The organism is Bartonella sp. HY406, from assembly GCF_025449315.1.
GTDB lineage: Bacteria > Pseudomonadota > Alphaproteobacteria > Rhizobiales > Rhizobiaceae > HY038.
In genome coordinates this window covers 1,612,621-1,628,205 of the sequence record NZ_CP104893.1, presented here as the reverse complement: position 1 = coordinate 1,628,205, position 15,585 = coordinate 1,612,621, and the positions used below count along the sequence as shown (strand labels likewise).

13 protein-coding genes are annotated in these 15,585 nt (G+C 39.8%); 5 read left to right on the top strand and 8 right to left on the bottom strand.

What is annotated here, in order from left to right; all coding sequences use genetic code 11:
* Positions 1–808: 808 nt before the first annotated feature.
* Positions 809–1,834, bottom strand: a complete 1,026-nt coding sequence (locus tag N6B01_RS06820; RefSeq protein WP_262080529.1) for a YeiH family protein — start codon at positions 1,832–1,834, stop codon at positions 809–811.
* A gap of 111 nt (positions 1,835–1,945) precedes the next feature.
* Between N6B01_RS06820 and N6B01_RS06815 the strand changes: the two genes are divergently transcribed.
* A complete protein-coding gene (locus N6B01_RS06815) occupies positions 1,946–2,857 on the top strand; it encodes a LysR substrate-binding domain-containing protein (protein WP_182419509.1) in 912 nt (303 codons plus the stop codon).
* Positions 2,858–3,152: 295 nt separating this feature from the next.
* The gene (locus tag N6B01_RS06810) at positions 3,153–3,635 is read left to right on the top strand and encodes a hypothetical protein (RefSeq protein ID WP_262080527.1); all 483 of its coding nucleotides are present in this window, start codon (positions 3,153–3,155) and stop codon (positions 3,633–3,635) included.
* Positions 3,636–3,722: 87 nt separating this feature from the next.
* Here N6B01_RS06810 and N6B01_RS06805 read toward each other — a convergent pair whose 3' ends face one another.
* The 6 genes from N6B01_RS06805 to N6B01_RS06780 form a co-directional block, all read right to left on the bottom strand.
* A complete protein-coding gene (locus tag N6B01_RS06805; protein WP_262080526.1) occupies positions 3,723–4,277 on the bottom strand; it encodes an NADPH-dependent FMN reductase in 555 nt (184 codons plus the stop codon).
* 109 nt (positions 4,278–4,386) lie between these two features.
* Positions 4,387–6,336: an excinuclease ABC subunit UvrC gene (gene uvrC / locus N6B01_RS06800; protein WP_262080604.1), complete on the bottom strand. Its 1,950-nt coding sequence runs from the start codon at positions 6,334–6,336 to the stop codon at positions 4,387–4,389.
* A 122-nt stretch (positions 6,337–6,458) separates the two neighbouring features.
* Entirely contained in the window at positions 6,459–7,220 is a 762-nt protein-coding gene (locus N6B01_RS06795) for an SDR family oxidoreductase (RefSeq protein ID WP_262080525.1), read from the bottom strand.
* Positions 7,221–7,516: 296 nt separating this feature from the next.
* Entirely contained in the window at positions 7,517–8,056 is a 540-nt protein-coding gene (locus tag N6B01_RS06790; protein WP_262080524.1) for a DUF1254 domain-containing protein, read from the bottom strand.
* Positions 8,049–8,639: a DUF1214 domain-containing protein gene (locus N6B01_RS06785; RefSeq protein WP_262080522.1), complete on the bottom strand. Its 591-nt coding sequence runs from the start codon at positions 8,637–8,639 to the stop codon at positions 8,049–8,051. The genes N6B01_RS06790 and N6B01_RS06785 overlap by 8 nt, the downstream gene beginning before the upstream one ends.
* 171 nt (positions 8,640–8,810) lie before the next feature.
* Complete coding sequence (locus N6B01_RS06780) at positions 8,811–10,994, bottom strand: transglycosylase domain-containing protein (protein ID WP_410007243.1); 2,184 nt, start codon at positions 10,992–10,994, stop codon at positions 8,811–8,813.
* 473 nt (positions 10,995–11,467) lie between these two features.
* On the opposite strand from N6B01_RS06780, the gene N6B01_RS06775 reads away from it, so the two are divergent.
* The 3 genes from N6B01_RS06775 (at position 11,468) to N6B01_RS06765 (ending at position 13,895) form a co-directional block, all read left to right on the top strand.
* Positions 11,468–11,707 (top strand): hypothetical protein, encoded by a 240-nt coding sequence (locus N6B01_RS06775; RefSeq protein ID WP_315973332.1) that lies wholly within the window; start codon positions 11,468–11,470, stop codon positions 11,705–11,707.
* Between the two features lie 65 nt (positions 11,708–11,772).
* Complete coding sequence (locus tag N6B01_RS06770; RefSeq protein ID WP_182419502.1) at positions 11,773–12,441, top strand: response regulator transcription factor; 669 nt, start codon at positions 11,773–11,775, stop codon at positions 12,439–12,441.
* 131 nt (positions 12,442–12,572) lie between these two features.
* Positions 12,573–13,895 carry an ATP-binding protein gene (locus N6B01_RS06765; protein WP_262080603.1) on the top strand — a complete coding sequence of 441 codons (1,323 nt, stop codon included), beginning with the start codon at positions 12,573–12,575 and terminating at the stop codon, positions 13,893–13,895.
* A 137-nt stretch (positions 13,896–14,032) separates the two neighbouring features.
* Here N6B01_RS06765 and N6B01_RS06760 read toward each other — a convergent pair whose 3' ends face one another.
* Positions 14,033–15,349: an NtaA/DmoA family FMN-dependent monooxygenase gene (locus N6B01_RS06760; protein WP_262080517.1), complete on the bottom strand. Its 1,317-nt coding sequence runs from the start codon at positions 15,347–15,349 to the stop codon at positions 14,033–14,035.
* Positions 15,350–15,585: the final 236 nt, after the last annotated feature.

Here is a 15,585-nt window from a genome sequence, read left to right as displayed (position 1 = left end):
TAGTTGTTATAGATATGAGCCTTGCGGGATTAGTGATATGTTTGAAAGAGCGTCACATAAAAAATTACCCTATTTCAGAAATTTCTTGTGAACGTTCTTTGCGGGGAAACAGTAATCGCGGCTGTCAATGCAGCATTTGCAATCTCTGCATATCTTATTATCTGTTGTGTTATATAATTAGGCTTTGTTGACGAGGGGATGATTTGCCTGCCGCCGCTATTTTAATATCCTTAGCTTTAATTGATGATTAAAGGAAAAAATTAATGATGAGATTTTCATTGTAGCTTAGAAATGAGATCGGTAGTAATTTTATTTTTTAAAAATCAATTTTATTGCGGAGGTTTTGTTGCGTAATATATTTAGCCCTGCTTATATTATTTATTACTTATTATCTATCGTTGTTTTTTTATTCGTTTATTTTTCATCCGTTCATGATTATGAGTGGATGTTAGCCCAAGGGGAGGTTCAATCGTTTCGAGCTTTGCCTTTAACTGATGAAATTTCTAGAGAACTGATGATCTTTTTCTGCTCATTGTTTTTGCTGTTAATAGTAATTTTTAGGAAAAAAATTAAAATTTATCATTTTACTGCTTTAGTCTTAATTTTTATATTCATGATTTATAGATTTTGTTTGCGGATTTATTTTGAATAAAGGTAATGCAATATCTGCTAAAAAAAGCGCTTAAGCGCGTATTCTGAATGTTAAAGCCGTGACGTGCTCTAAATTTTTTATTTTGTTGCATTGTCCAGATGCAAAGGTTGATCTAACCTTTGTTAGAAAAGCTCTAACTTCATTATAAAGTGCGTTTCATAAAACATAAAATATAAAGATCATTGCCAAGGTGCAAAGCGCGATAAGCGATAAAAATGCTGCGAAAATAACACGCGCACCAGAACGGGCGAGGGCACGAATGTCCACACCAAGGCCCAAGGCAGCCATTGAAATATTAGTCAAGATGACGGTTGTCATATTGATAGGTGTAAGGGCAGCATTTGGTATGAATCCTAATGAGCGAAAAATGGCGAGCGCTATAAAGCCAATAATGAACCATGGCACCATGCGGGATAAGGGAGTTTTCTTAGCTTGGCTGCTGCCCTTAATAAGGCTGATTATAAAAATAACAGGTCCAAGCATAAGCACACGAATAAGCTTTACAATAGTACCGGTTTGTACGGAAACAGCAGAAATCGGTGCTGTTGCTGCGAGGACCTGTGGTACGGCATAAACAGTCATGCCAGCAAAAATACCATATTGATAGTTATTAAAGCCAAAAATTGGTACGAGTAAAGGTAGGCACAAGACAGCTATAACACCAAGCACAGCGGTAAATGCAATAGAAGGGGCAACATCATCACTTTTAGCCCCGATAACTGGTGCAACAGCCGCAATTGCAGAGTTACCGCAGATGGAATTACCGCAAGCGAGTAAAAGTGATATGGTTGATGACAGTTTTAGTGCACGGGCAATACAATATGAAATACAAATGGACAAGAAAACAACAATGGCAACGCTAGCAAGGACCGGTAATCCGCTTTTCATGATAATGGTGGTCGAAATAGAAGCCCCTAATAGCATCACCGCAAGTTCAAGCAAAAAATGAGCCGAAAAACCGATGCCTTCATCAAAGCGCCTAAAGGCAGGAAACTGCACCGAACCAAATATGCTACGGCAAATAACGCCTAAAATAATTGCCAATACCAGTGCTTCTGGAAAGTAATGGCCAAAAAATAATTGTCCAACAGCTTGAAGGCCAAAGCTTGCAGCAGAAATAACGCCGCATAATGCAATGCCGGGGAAAAAACGGAATAATAAGTCCGTAGGTGAATTTTTCATGATAGATACTGCTTTTAAAAATTTTTTATTTATTCCTATCAATATAGAAAATAATCATTTCGTCCATTTTAAAATATAGTATAGATTGTTAAATTTAATTGAACGGTTGTCATGATAACATTAGAGCAATTACGCATTTTTGTAGCTGTTGCCGAACGAGAGCATTTAACCCAAGCTGCAACTTCATTGCGGTTAACGCCGTCGGCCTTATCAACCTCTATCCACAATTTGGAAGACAATTTTAATCTAGCGTTGTTTTATCGTGTAGGTAGGCAAATTAAACTATCTGAAGCTGGTAAGGTTTTTCTAGAGGAGGCGCGCGCAACTTTGCAGCGTGCCGCTATGACTGAACGAATATTAGAAGAGCTATCTGGTTTGAGCCGTGGTAGTTTGACGCTTTATGCCAGTCATACAATTGCTAATTATTGGTTGCCATCAATATTATCTTCTTTCAATGATGAATATCCTGCTGTTACGATTGATCTTACTATTGTTAATAGCGATAAGGTTGCGCGCGCTGTGCAAGAAGGCATTTGTGATATTGGGTTTATTGAAACCGATCTACAATTTAGTGGCTTACAACGTAAACAGATCATGGATGATCAATTATTAGTTGTAACATCTCCGCGCCTTGCCAGTGTATTTAATTTTAAATTTGATAATAGTAGTAGGGATATCAACTATAAACTTTATGAGTTAAACTGGATTATGCGCGAGGAGGGCTCTGGTACAAGAAGTAGTTTTTATCAAGCTATTGAGGCGGCCGGCTTAGATGCTAGTAGAATTAGGGTGAAATTCACCTTGCCATCAAATGAGGCGGTGCTTAGCGCTGTCTTGTCGGGTAATTATGCGGCCCCTTTATCACAATTGGTAGTTCAACATTATATTAAAACTAATAGTTTGGAAGTTCTTCCGTTTAAATTGCAGAAGCGACCTTTTTCAATTTTGTGCAATAAGGCTCGTTATCAAAGTCCTGCTATGCTACGTTTTTTAGAAAATATTACACCTTTGAAACACTGCTGACTGAGATTGTGTAACTGCATTTAAAGGTTCAAAACATATAGTCTTTTATAAGTGACCGCCCAAAATTTGTTGCTGAGATATATTGTGATCATGTAATTTGGTGAGCTACTCACCTTGCCGATATTGGCTAAAATATTGGTACACCTTTAAATATTGAGTATGATTATAATCTATATTTTATATTCAGTAATAAAAAGGCTTGAAATTGAATATAACATTTATTAAGTTGTGAAATAATAATATATATATTGAAAAAATATAATATGTGTAAAGCGTTTTAGCGTATAGGGGTGTTATGCCGTTATTATTATTGGTTCTTTTATTAGGAATTTTGTTCGGTGCTTATCATTATAACAAAAATAAAAATAAGCCTTCTCTTCCTCGCCAACCAATTGAAGATAAGCTATCTTCGCTTTTATCGGTCCAAGATGAGCCTACTGTTTTAGCTGCACTGCTATGTTTAGCAAGCTTGTCTTATAAAGGTGGCGATAATGAATTGGGTAATATGATTGAAAGCGATATATTATTGCAGTTAACCGATAAAGTAAACGCCCGTTCCTCCTTGGTTGTAGCCGAAAATATCTATCTTAAACTTAATGACCGCTTATTTGTCATTGATGAAGTGTCAATGCTAGTTAATAAGCAAATATCTGCTAAGGATCGCCACCATCTATTTGTTCTTATTAATAATGTGCATAAAAAGATAGAGAGTGAGAACGGCGTTTCTTTCTATGTTAAACGATTAGAAAAGAAGTTAATTCCAAATGGTTCAGATTAGGACTAAAGTAAGTGCTTTATTAATAATTACCTAACGCCACGACTGAAACCTAATTTAATAGATCTATATAGAAATAAATGGCTAGAGCTATGCTTTGCTATAGATTTTGTTTATTTCGTTCATTGCTGCTGCAAGTTTTTCTCTATAATTAGCTAGATCTTGCGGGTAAGCATTGTTGCCAAGTTCTTTGCTAAAGTCAATTTCTGATAATTTAATTTCAATATTATCCATTGCAACGTGCATATGCACGCCTTGCAATACTTGTCTTAATTGGGTTGCTGCCTTGCCGCCGCCTTTATTGGCATAACTAATTATAAGCGCAGGCTTATTACCCCATTCATGGTAAAGGTGGTCTATCGCATTTTTCAATGCTGCTGGATAGCCCCAATTATATTGCGGAAATACAAATATATAAGCATCACCACTTGATATTTTTTCACTCCATAAACGTGTATGGCAATTGAGATAAATGCCCTCAGCGGGCAAATTAGGTTCGTCATCCATTGGCAAATTCCAATCTTTCAAATCAATAACCTCAGCTGAAAAATTGGCACTTATTTCATCTTTTACCCAGCTTGCAATTTGGGGGCCGATACGCCCTTTTCTCACACTGCCAATAATAATCTGTATCTGCATTTCCATGATTAATATTACCTTTAAGAATAAGTACTTCACTTTAAAAACATAAGTATTTTATTAAGAGTGAGATAGCCTGTAGGTGATAGAAATAATTTTTACAAAACAATAAATACTATTTTTCATTAAAATGATCATTGATCAGTTTTGCCATAGATTGAGATATTCCTTCAACCCGCATAAGATCTTCAATCGCGGCACGTGATACTGCTTTTGCGGTGCCAAAATGGCTGAGTAGTGCGCGTTTGCGGGCAGGCCCAATACCTTCAATCTCATCAAGAGGATTTTTAATCATTTCCTTTTTACGTTTGGCGCGATGGCTACCAATAGCAAAACGGTGGGCTTCGTCTCGTAGTCTTTGTACAAAATATAAAACCGGATCACGCGGTGGTAGTGTAAATGATGGCTTGCCTTCCACAAAAAAACGTTCACGGCCAGCTTCTCGATCCATACCTTTAGCAACACCGATAGCAATCACCGCGTCATTTATTTCTAGTTCGCGCAATACTTCATGCACAACTTTCATTTGACCTTGTCCACCATCAATCAAAATAACATCTGGCCATTGCGGAAAACTATCATCATCCTGTGTGGTATTCTCCACAGGTAGTCCCTTTTCCTTCAATAGTCGAGAAAACCGGCGTTCCATCACTTCACGCATCATTCCGTAATCATCGCCTGGCGTGATGTCTTGCGATTTGATGTTGAATTTACGATATTGATTTTTAACGAAACCTTCAGGGCCAGCAACAATCATGCCGCCAACGGCGTTGGTGCCCATAATATGTGAATTATCATATACCTCGATGCGTTTTGGCACATGGTCTAGTTTAAATGTCTCAGCAAAGCCTTGTAACAATCGCGCTTGCGTTGATGTTTCTGCTAATCGCCGCCCTAGTGCTTCACGGGCATTGGTTAACGCATGATCTACCAGATCTTTTTTTTCGCCGCGCTGTGGTTGGGCTATCGTGATTTTTCGATTTGCTTTAAGGCTTAGGGCTTGGGAGAGAAGATCTTCCTCTTCGATCACTTCACTGGTTAAAATAAGGGATGGAATAGGCTTGTCGTCATAAAATTGTGCGATAAAAGCTGATAATATTTCACTTGTGGAAATGGATGGATCAGCTTTTGGAAAATAGGCGCGGTTACCCCAATTTTGGCCGGTTCGGAAGAAAAATACTTGAATACAGCTTTGCCCACCTTCAAAGTGTAAGGCAAATACATCAGCTTCATCAACCCCTTGCGGATTAATACCTTGATGGCCTTGAATATGGGCAAGGGCAGCAAGGCGGTCGCGATAAACAGCAGCATGCTCAAAATCCAACATTTGTGAGGCTTGCTGCATTGATTTCAGCATATCTTCTTTAACGGCATGGCTTTTACCTGAGAGAAAATCCTTGGCCTCTTTGACTAAAAGCGCATAATCACTTTCAGATATTTCATGGGTACATGGACCAGAACAGCGTTTGATTTGATATAACAGGCAAGGGCGAGTGCGCGTCTCTAATACTGAATCAGTGCAAGTACGTAGTAAAAAAGCACGCTGTAAACTGTTTATTGTATGGTTTACCGCTCCCGCTGAGGCAAAAGGTCCAAAATAATCGCCCTTTTGGCCGCGTGCACCGCGATGCTTAAATAAGCCAGGGGCTCGATGATTTTTAGTGAGAACAATATAAGGAAAGGACTTATCATCTCGAAGTAAAACATTATATCTTGGACGTAACCTTTTGATAAGGTTAGCTTCTAATAAAAGTGCCTCCGTCTCTGTATTCGTGACCACAAATTCCATATTGCAGGTCGCGCGGATCATGCGGCTAATACGATTAGAATGACCTGTCGGGCGTGTATAATTGGAGACGCGTTTTTTTAAATTGCGGGCTTTACCAACGTAAAGTACCTCATCATTTTTATCAAACATACGATAAACACCTGCCTTGTTGGGTAAGCGTTTAACGAAAGCAGCAATAAGCTCCGCGCCTGTTAGACCATCGCTATCGCGTTCCTCGCCAGAATTTTCCCATTCTATAGCTTGGATTGATCCGCCTTGTTCTTCAAGCAATTGCATATCGGTTGTGTTTGCATCATTATTGTTAACTTGTGCATAATCTTGCCCTGCAAGATCAGTATCAGCAGGGTCCTGAAGTCTTAACGACTCTATATCGCCATCAGGTTGTTTTTTTAGCTCGTTCATTCAATTTGGCCAATTATATCAGGAGTTTGCCAAGCAAGATGCTGGCCGCCGTCAAGAGCAATCATTTGCCCCGTAATCGAATGATTTTGCCACAAATAACGTATGGTTGCACCAAATTCAGATATTTTCGGCCCATGCTCTAACAAAAGAGAATGGCATTGCTTGTCAAAGTCTTCTTCGCTTTGACGTGGACTTTTGAGGCTGGGTCCAGGGCCAATGGCATTGACTCTAATACGCGGTGCAAGTGCTTGCGCTAGGGTTTGAGTTGCTGTCCATAATGCTGCTTTAGATAGGGTATAGGAAATAAAATTGGGGTTGAGTTTTAATACTCTTTGATCGATCATGTTGATAATTAGTCCCTTTTGCTCATCCGTGAGCAAATTATGCATTGCATTGGCTAGCATAACAGGCACCTTGACATGTAGATTAAAATGATCGTTCCAGATTTTTTCGTTAAAATTACCAATACCGTCTTCTAAAAAAATTGAAGAGTTATTAACCAATAAGGTGACCGGCCCCATTTGATCATTAATTGACTGCATGAATATATCTAAATTGGCGGTTAAAAGATCGCACTGAAATGATTTGGCTTGAAACCCTTCATGACGTAACTTGTTGACGAAACTTGCAGCTTGTTCTTGAGATCCATTGCAGTGTATTGCAACTTGAAAACCATGACGCGCAAGATCTTCTGCTATTGCAGCCCCAAGGCGTTTTGCGCCGCCGGTAATGAGCGCCACGGGTTGGCTATTATTCATCAAGTGTCAATCTCTTTCACTTATAAGTTTATAAATATTTTTTAATCATATGTTTTTATTGTTTTTTATGAAAATAAAAATTCTTCAATTTAGCGTAATAACATCAAAAAACAGCTAATTGACCATCGATAAATTGGTAATGGCCATGGCTTCAATTATTTTAAATGCTAATATTGCTATATAGAGCGCATCTTACTTTTGTTCAACATCATCGCTTGTCAATAAGGAACATATAGTCAAAATATAATGGCGTTTTTCACATCTCTACGTGTAGCCCAAAGCAGTTAGAGTGACGGCTAATTTATTATTTCATTACAGCTAGCCGAGCCTAAAAATATGTCGATATTTTTTTGCCAATCTTCACTTGGCTGTAAAACACGCAGAATTGCAAATCCATGATCTAAATTTTGTTGAGTAAGGACTGGCTTTTTTGGCTTGTCAGCTATTGTTTGCCTATAGTCCATAATTTGAATTGGATCACCAAGAACAAGATCCAATATTTGGTCGGGAGAGGTCCGATCATTGATGCTGTAAAGATTATCACCTTTGTCATTATAGATAGAAAGTGACCAAAAGGCCACAACACCTTTTGCTTGAAAGTGAACGGGATTATTCGTTAAATCAAAATGACATAGGCGTAGCTTTGCAATTGGATCTGCACCTTGTACGATAGAGTTTTGGTTAGATAATGCAATAAACTGGTTGGCTGGTGCCAATTGTTTTATTTCATTCCAAAAAGCATCCTGCTCCAATGCCGGATATAAGAATAAAAGAGTAATATGGACAATAATTGTACCCAATATTGCCATAAGCGCAATATAAAAAACTCTAACCACAGCGCCCGTCCTGTATGCGTTCAATTTTTGGCAATATTGGATTGACTAACCCTGTTTCGGAAGCCACCGGAGTATCGTAAAGTGTCATCACAAGGCCATAGCGCTTATTTCGTGCCACATATAGCCAATTACCGGCCTTTGCCGTTGACGAGATTGCAATATCTATATCGCCATTACTTTCAAAAATAAGCGCATCGGAATTTAATTCGGTCAAATAAGGTGGTGACGCATTGAGTGGCTTTGCATTTTCATCAATCGCATAAAGGGTAAAGAACCGCAAGGAAGGCAATTGACCAATAATCCTATAATGACAATTAGAATTAAGTGGTTGGTCATTGTCGTCGCGCCAAGCATGAAAGGTCAACCCTTCAGCTCTTCCAAGTGTAAGGTTGTTTAGCGCTAAGCGATGTGCTTTGGCATAAACGTCCGCTTCAATGGTTCCTGCAAGTGGTGCCGCATGCCAGCTACCAATTGAAAATTGTGAAAATCCACCAAAGTTTTTGAATATATATTCGCTGCCATAAAAGCCGCTTGGAATGGCGATTATAAGGGCAATGAAAACCGAAATAATATAGCGTAACATGAATACCAATGGTTTGAATAAAAGGCTTGCAAATTAGTCGAAATTAAAAAAATACTGCTATAAGTTTTTAACAAGTTTAACAGATCATACCATAAATCCTTGCATCATAAAAAACGCAAATACCATAATTTAAGATTAACTATCAAAAATAAAATTATTTTATAAAGTATTTTATCGTATTTGCTTGATATCTGATGAAACAAGACGCGTACGGTCCATACTATTAAATGATGGAGGCGATGATAAAAGGCCATTAATTTCTTTTAATACTGCAATAGAAGCAGGTGCCAAAACCTGTGGTAGGTTAGCTGATGGCGATGGTTGTTCAGTATTCGTCGCGATATTCTGATTGAACGAAATATTGGTTTCAACGCCATAAAGAGGCTTTAATTCAATATTGTGATGAGCATATAGCATCATGCGCTGCCAAATCATAGCCGGCACCACGCCGCCAGTTAATCTGCTCATCGGTGTAAAATTATCATTCCCCATCCAAACCGCGGCGGAATAATTTCCCGTATAGCCGACAAACCATGCATCGCGATAATTTTGTGATGTACCGGTTTTGCCCGCAACCCGCGTCATCGGTAGGGCGGCACGGCGACCGGTTCCCCGTTCTGGTACTTGTACGAGCATCGAATTTATTGCTTGGGTGGCTTTTTCACTCATGACGCGGTGAGGTTTTTCGCCATCGCGTTGCCAATCCCATAAAATGCGGCCGTCTTCAGTCATGATTTGGGTAAAGCCATGACGGTTGCCTGCCATGCCGCCATTGGCAAAAACATTAAAGCCAGTGGCTTGATCAAGCGGTGTCATGCCAGAGGTGCCAAGAACCATGGTTTTATGCGAGCTAATGGGGGATTCAATTCCCATCGCTTCAACAAGATCAACAATTTCCTTAGTGGAACGATTAAGGTATTGATAGGTAATGCGCACCGGTACAGTGTTTAAAGACTTGACTAGCGCTGTTGCAAGATCTACGCGCCCAGCATAACCGCGGCCATAATTGCGTGGCTGCCATCCTGCCCAATTTATTGGCGCGTCTGATATTACTGTTTGTGGCGTAAGACCATGCTCCATAGCTATTGCATAAACATAAGGCTTGAAGGATGAACCAGCTTGGCGCTGCGCATGGGCAGCACGGTTAAACTGGCTTTTGGCATAGTCAATGCCGCCAACCATTGCTCGCACAGAGCCATCATTTTCAATAATCACGGTTGATGCTTGTGTCGCGCGATACTGTTTACCATATTGAGCAATGTGATATTCGACTGATTCTTCTGCAGCTTTTTGTAAGCCAAGATCAAGGGTCGTGCGCACAACAAGCATGCGGGTTGATAATTTATCACCCATTTTTTGCACTTCGTCATAGATCCAATCAAGGAAATAGTCTGGTGAATCATTGTTAAGGCTAGCAACTACTGTTGCAGGGTGAAGACGCGCCGCTGCTACCTCACCATCACCCATAAAGCCAGCATCTACTAAATTGGATAATACGACATTGGCACGGGCACGGGCGGCTGGCAAATTAATATGCGGGGCGTATTTTCCTGGCGCCTTGAAAAGCCCAGCAAGCATTGCAGCTTCTGAAAGGGTTACATCTCTTATATCTTTACCAAAATAATATTTTGCTGCTGATGCAATACCAAAATTGCCACCGCCCATATAGGCGCGATCAAGATAAAGCTGTAATATTTCGTTCTTGCTCAGATTAGCTTCTAGCCAAAGTGCTAAATAAGCTTCTTTAACTTTGCGTTTGAAGGTCCGCTCATTGGATAGAAATACATTTTTGGCCAATTGTTGGGTGAGGGTGGAGCCGCCCTGAACTACACCATTTGCTCGCATATTTTGGCTAAGTGCACGCGAAAGGCCATAAAAATCTATGCCCCAATGCTCGAAAAAACGGCGATCTTCTGTGGCAAGAACTGCCTTTATAACGAAATCTGGCATGTCAGCAATCGCAACATTTTCTGCATGCATTGCACCACGTTGCCCAATTATATTATTATGGCGATCAAGCATTGTCATGGCAAATTCATCTGGTGCGCGCCAGTCGCCATCGGTGGCTTTATAGACTGAAAGCCCTAAAACAACAAATAATGTCAAACCAATGAGACCAAGTGTCATTGCTTCGTCAGCAAGTTCAACGAAAAACCGTTTTGTACCACGAACTCTGAATTTATTTGAAAATATTGAAAGGCGATCCCAAATTCGACCGAAAGAATAAGCAAATTTATATAATGCATTATCAACCCAAGCGTCTAAACCGATAAATAAAGGACTGCGAAAGCCTTTACCGGTTTTTGTACCCTTTGACTTTTCTTTCCGACCGAACATTATGCTGTGCCTGCCCATGGGTTAGATAGAGTAATTATATTGATTAAAATCCGCTATATTCTTATATTCTTTAACTAAACTTTCTGTAAAAGTTTGTAACCTTTCACCGTGTCCATTACAATCATTATCGTTAAAAATTGCTGATTGAGACTTAAAAAAATCGCAATTTGGTTAATGCTAATTATAGTGGAAGCTAATATAAAATAATGCAATTTTATAATGCTTTTTTGTGGTTGGCGCTGCTTAACCATGACAGAACAAACAAAATAAATGGATTTTAAGCTTTAGCCAGTCAGATCTTGCACAAAAAGTGTAAATGGTTAAATCAATTGATTATTGTCATTTTCAAAAAAGTGATTCTACTTGCGAAAATATTATTAAGTAGTTTCAATGTCTGAAGGCTAAGCATTTTTCTATGCTGAATATTTTTAAAGGGCGGTTGGTCGTTGTTCATGCAATATTCAGGTAAACTATATTAAAAGAGGGTCATGATGAAAAAACTTACATATTCAATTATCGCACTTGGTTTAACTAGCATTGGCGTTTCTCCTGCTTTGGCAGCAGATTGCAATGCTGTGGGTCAAAAAATTGCCGATGAACAAGGTGGTCAGCTTTCTAAGGCGACGCCAACCGTTCAAAATGGTAAAGATGTTTGCGTCGTGGTAGTTATCATTCGAGGTAAGGATGGAGAGCAGCCACGCCGTGTAGAAGTTGCAGTACCAGCTAATTAAAATTTATTTATTAAGCCATTTGAATTTTAGTTTGGTTGCTATTTTCTCTGAAATCGGATTTTTTAATGCGTATTTTAATTGTTGAAGATGATCGGGAATTGAACCGCCAGCTTGTGGAGGCAGTGACTGAAGCTGGCTATGTTGCTGATTGTGCTTTCGACGGAGAGGAAGGGCACTTCCTTGGTGATACAGAGCCCTATGATGCCGTTATTCTTGATATTGGTTTACCAATCAAGGACGGCATCAAGGTTTTGGAAGAGTGGAGAAAAGACGGGCATCGCATGCCGGTTTTATTATTGACGGCACGTGATAGATGGTCTGATAAAGTTGCTGGTATTGATGCTGGCGCTGATGATTACGTTGCCAAGCCGTTTCATATGGAAGAGGTTTTAGCTAGGTTGCGCGCTTTAATCAGGCGCTCTAGCGGTCACGCATCGAGCGAGTTTCATTGTGGTCCAGTTTTATTGGATACTAAGACTTCCAAAGTGACAGTTGATAACCAAATTATAAAACTTACCTCGCATGAATATCGCTTGCTTGCTTATCTTATGCATCATGAAGGTGAGGTGATCTCGCGTACTGAATTGGTTGAGCATTTATATGATCAAGATTTTGATCGCGATTCCAATACTATTGAGGTTTTTGTTGGGCGTTTGCGTAAAAAGCTCGGTGTTGATGTTATTGAGACTATTCGTGGTATGGGCTATCGGTTAAAGAAGCCATCTGCTGTATAGTAAGTAGCTTATAGTTAATCTTTCCATTTGCTTTTTTATCGAGGAAAAAAATCACAAAAGGCGCTGTTTTGAATTTTTTCTCCAGAAGATCTTTTACCTTACGCTTGGGGTTGTTCTCAACCCTTTGGGTGATGGTGGCTTTGATAATTGTCGCCTTTACTGCATCAGCACTTTATCGTGAAGCAAATGAACAAAGCTTTGAAGATTTGTTGTCTGCCCATTTATATTCACTTATCGGTTTTGTAGATGTTTCGCCGCAAGGTGTTTTGCGTGGTAAGCCAGAGCTTGGCGATATAAGATATACCGATGCAAATTCGGGTTGGTTTTGGGAAGTAACAGCTGTTTCTTCTAATTTGCGTGGCAGGTTACAGTCCTATAGTAGTGGGGCTGGGCGTGTATTGTCACCTTCTGAAAGTGACGTGCCTTTTGATAGCCACTTTATGCGCTCTTACACTGCCAAAGGTTTTCAAGGGCAGGATGTATTGGTTGTAGAAGGCGATGTGCTACTTGATCAGGAAGATCGAGTGGCAAGGTTTCGGATCATTGGCAATCTTTATGAAGTTGAAAAACAATTTATAAAATTCCGCGATACAATGAGTGTTTATCTTGCTGGCCTTTGTATTGCCAGTATTATTATCAATGTTATTGTTATATTGCTTGGTCTTTCACCGCTCTTTAGGGTGCGTAAAACCTTAAAGGCTATTCGTACCGGTAAAGCAGATCGGCTTGATACAAATTTGCCGCTAGAAATTGCACCTCTTGCGCGTGAGATGAATGCGCTCATCGATAATAATCAACGTATTGTAGAGCGTTTTCGCACCCAAGTTGGTAATCTTGCTCATTCACTTAAGACCCCATTAGCTGTTTTAAGTAATGAATCAGAAAAAATTGGCGGTCAACAGGGTAAGATAATTCGGGAGCAAAGCTTGGCAATGCAAACACAGATTAGACATTATCTTGAACGAGCAAGAATTGCTGCTCAACGTGATAGTGTTGTTTATCGCACCGCCATTGTGCCTACATTAGAGCCGATTATTCGAGTTATGCGTAAACTTAATCCCGATAAGAAAATTGAAAGTTATTTTCCAGAAGAGCAAATTATTTTTGCCGGTGAAAAAGAAGATATTGAAGAAATTATTGGTAATCTTTTAGAAAATGCTGCCAAATGGGCGATGAATCTTATAAAAATTGAAGTAGCTCCATTACATCGTGATGATAAAGCCCAAAAGAGGTTTTTAATTTGCATTGAAGATGATGGACCAGGGCTAAAGGACGATGACGTCAATGAAGCTTTAAAGCGGGGTAGGCGGTTAGATGAAACTGTTCCAGGTACCGGATTGGGCTTGTCTATTGTCGTTGATACGGTGCGAGAATATGGTGGCGAACTTAAACTTGATCGCTCCCAATTGGGGGGCTTGCGTATCCGCATTTATTTACCCGTGGCCGAAGATTAATCTCTCTTTATTGAAGTATAAATTGACAAATTTTATGGCGGCTGCCTTGAAAAGGCTCCAGTCAAATGACAGGGAAAATTACGTCTAGACAGTGTGCACAGTCTTTCTCAATAGAACGTAATATAAATATTGTCCTATTATGCAGCCCTTGTTAACTCATAGTCAGGCAGATTGTATCGTTGCCGCAAAGTTTCGCCTGCAATGGGTGGTGTACGTAATCGGCGTTTTTCAAGGATGGGAATTACGGTTTTGCCAAACAGGTCCAGTTCGTCGGGCAATGTTGGAAAAATAACGTTAAAGCCATCGGCTCCTTCTTCATCAAACCATTTTTGCATGTCGTCAGCAATTTTATCAGGCGTGCCGATTGAAAGAAAATGACCGCGTGAACATAAAAAGCGAGCTTTGAATTCACGTAGGCTATAATTTTTTTGTCGTGCTTCTTTTAGCAAAAGCCTTGCGCGGTGCGAATTTTCTGGTTCATCTGCCTGATCTAGTAGAAATGTTGGTAACGGATCTTCAAGTTGATAGGAGGAGAGATCAATACCCAATATCTTGAATAGTTCATGCCAACCAAAATTTGCAGGTGCAAGGTCATTGAGTTTTGCAATTTTATGCTCTGCCGCTTCGTAACTATCGCCAATAACCGGTACGATTCCTGGAAATACCAAAATTTTTTCTTTGCTGCGCCCTAATTGCAGTGCGCGTTGCTTTATATCCTTATAAAAGAATTTTGCATCATCGAGATCGGATTGTACTGTGAAGCATATGTCAGCATATTGACTGGCAAAATGTCGACCATGATCGGATATGCCCCCTTGCGTAAGTACAGGATGCCCTTGTGGAGGCGGCGGTACATTAAGTGGTCCAGAACTTCTTATGTAATGACCGCGATAATTGGCTTTTTCAACTGCACCCTCACTAAAGTAAATACCATTTTCTTTGTCCCCTATACGCGCATTTGGTTTCCAACTCGTCCATAGGTGTGATGTGGCCTCAACCACGTCACGTGCTCTTGCGTAGCGCTCTTCATGGGGAGCAAGCACATCTCGTCCAAAATTTTTAGCCTCTAACAAAGTTGATGAAGTAACTATGTTCCAACCTGCTCGACCATTGCTAATATGATCAAGAGACGCAAATCTGCGGGCTATGTGATAAGGGTGATCATAGGTCGTGGACGAAGTACCGATAAGGCCGATTGACTGGGTGATAGAGGCAATAGCCGATAAGATAAGAATAGGATCGAGTGAACCGATAATTTCTGCCGGAGAATTATGATGAAGAGCCAGTACATCACCAAAAAACAAGGCATCAAAACCATAGGTTTCAGCGTTCTTGGCTAGATTTTCCCAATAATTTAGCTTGGTGACCGCGAGTGGGTCACTATTAGGTAGCCGCCATGCCGATATATGGCTGCCTAACCCATAGATCATTGTATTGATATGCAAACGTCTCATGGCTTTATCTATCTCGAATTATTAGTTTAAAAAATAATGAGGCAAATTGTAAAATAATTCTTTTAGCGTTGGGGGCTTAAACGACGTTGCTGCTAAAATACTAATGTTTTACTGTTACAAATTGCATCTATAATTGTTAATAATGGTTAGTGACAAGTTTGTCGGGGCATTCTCAATTCTATCAACATGCTAAAATGGCCGAATTATAAATGATTACCAGTAAAATTATTGGGAGC

Bases quoted from the DNA above. Each gene is read 5' to 3' on its own strand.
- N6B01_RS06820 (WP_262080529.1), bottom strand. From the start codon at position 1,834: ATGAAAAATTCACCTACGGACTTATTATTCCGTTTTTTCCCCGGCATT.
- N6B01_RS06815 (WP_182419509.1), top strand. From the start codon at position 1,946: ATGATAACATTAGAGCAATTACGCATTTTTGTAGCTGTTGCCGAACGA.
- N6B01_RS06810 (WP_262080527.1), top strand. From the start codon at position 3,153: ATGCCGTTATTATTATTGGTTCTTTTATTAGGAATTTTGTTCGGTGCT.
- N6B01_RS06805 (WP_262080526.1), bottom strand. From the start codon at position 4,277: ATGGAAATGCAGATACAGATTATTATTGGCAGTGTGAGAAAAGGGCGT.
- uvrC (WP_262080604.1), bottom strand. From the start codon at position 6,336: ATGCAATTGCTTGAAGAACAAGGCGGATCAATCCAAGCTATAGAATGG.
- N6B01_RS06795 (WP_262080525.1), bottom strand. From the start codon at position 7,220: ATGAATAATAGCCAACCCGTGGCGCTCATTACCGGCGGCGCAAAACGC.
- N6B01_RS06785 (WP_262080522.1), bottom strand. From the start codon at position 8,639: ATGTTACGCTATATTATTTCGGTTTTCATTGCCCTTATAATCGCCATT.
- N6B01_RS06780 (WP_410007243.1), bottom strand. From the start codon at position 10,994: ATGGGCAGGCACAGCATAATGTTCGGTCGGAAAGAAAAGTCAAAGGGT.
- N6B01_RS06775 (WP_315973332.1), top strand. From the start codon at position 11,468: ATGAAAAAACTTACATATTCAATTATCGCACTTGGTTTAACTAGCATT.
- N6B01_RS06770 (WP_182419502.1), top strand. From the start codon at position 11,773: ATGCGTATTTTAATTGTTGAAGATGATCGGGAATTGAACCGCCAGCTT.
- N6B01_RS06765 (WP_262080603.1), top strand. From the start codon at position 12,573: ATGGTGGCTTTGATAATTGTCGCCTTTACTGCATCAGCACTTTATCGT.
- N6B01_RS06760 (WP_262080517.1), bottom strand. From the start codon at position 15,349: ATGAGACGTTTGCATATCAATACAATGATCTATGGGTTAGGCAGCCAT.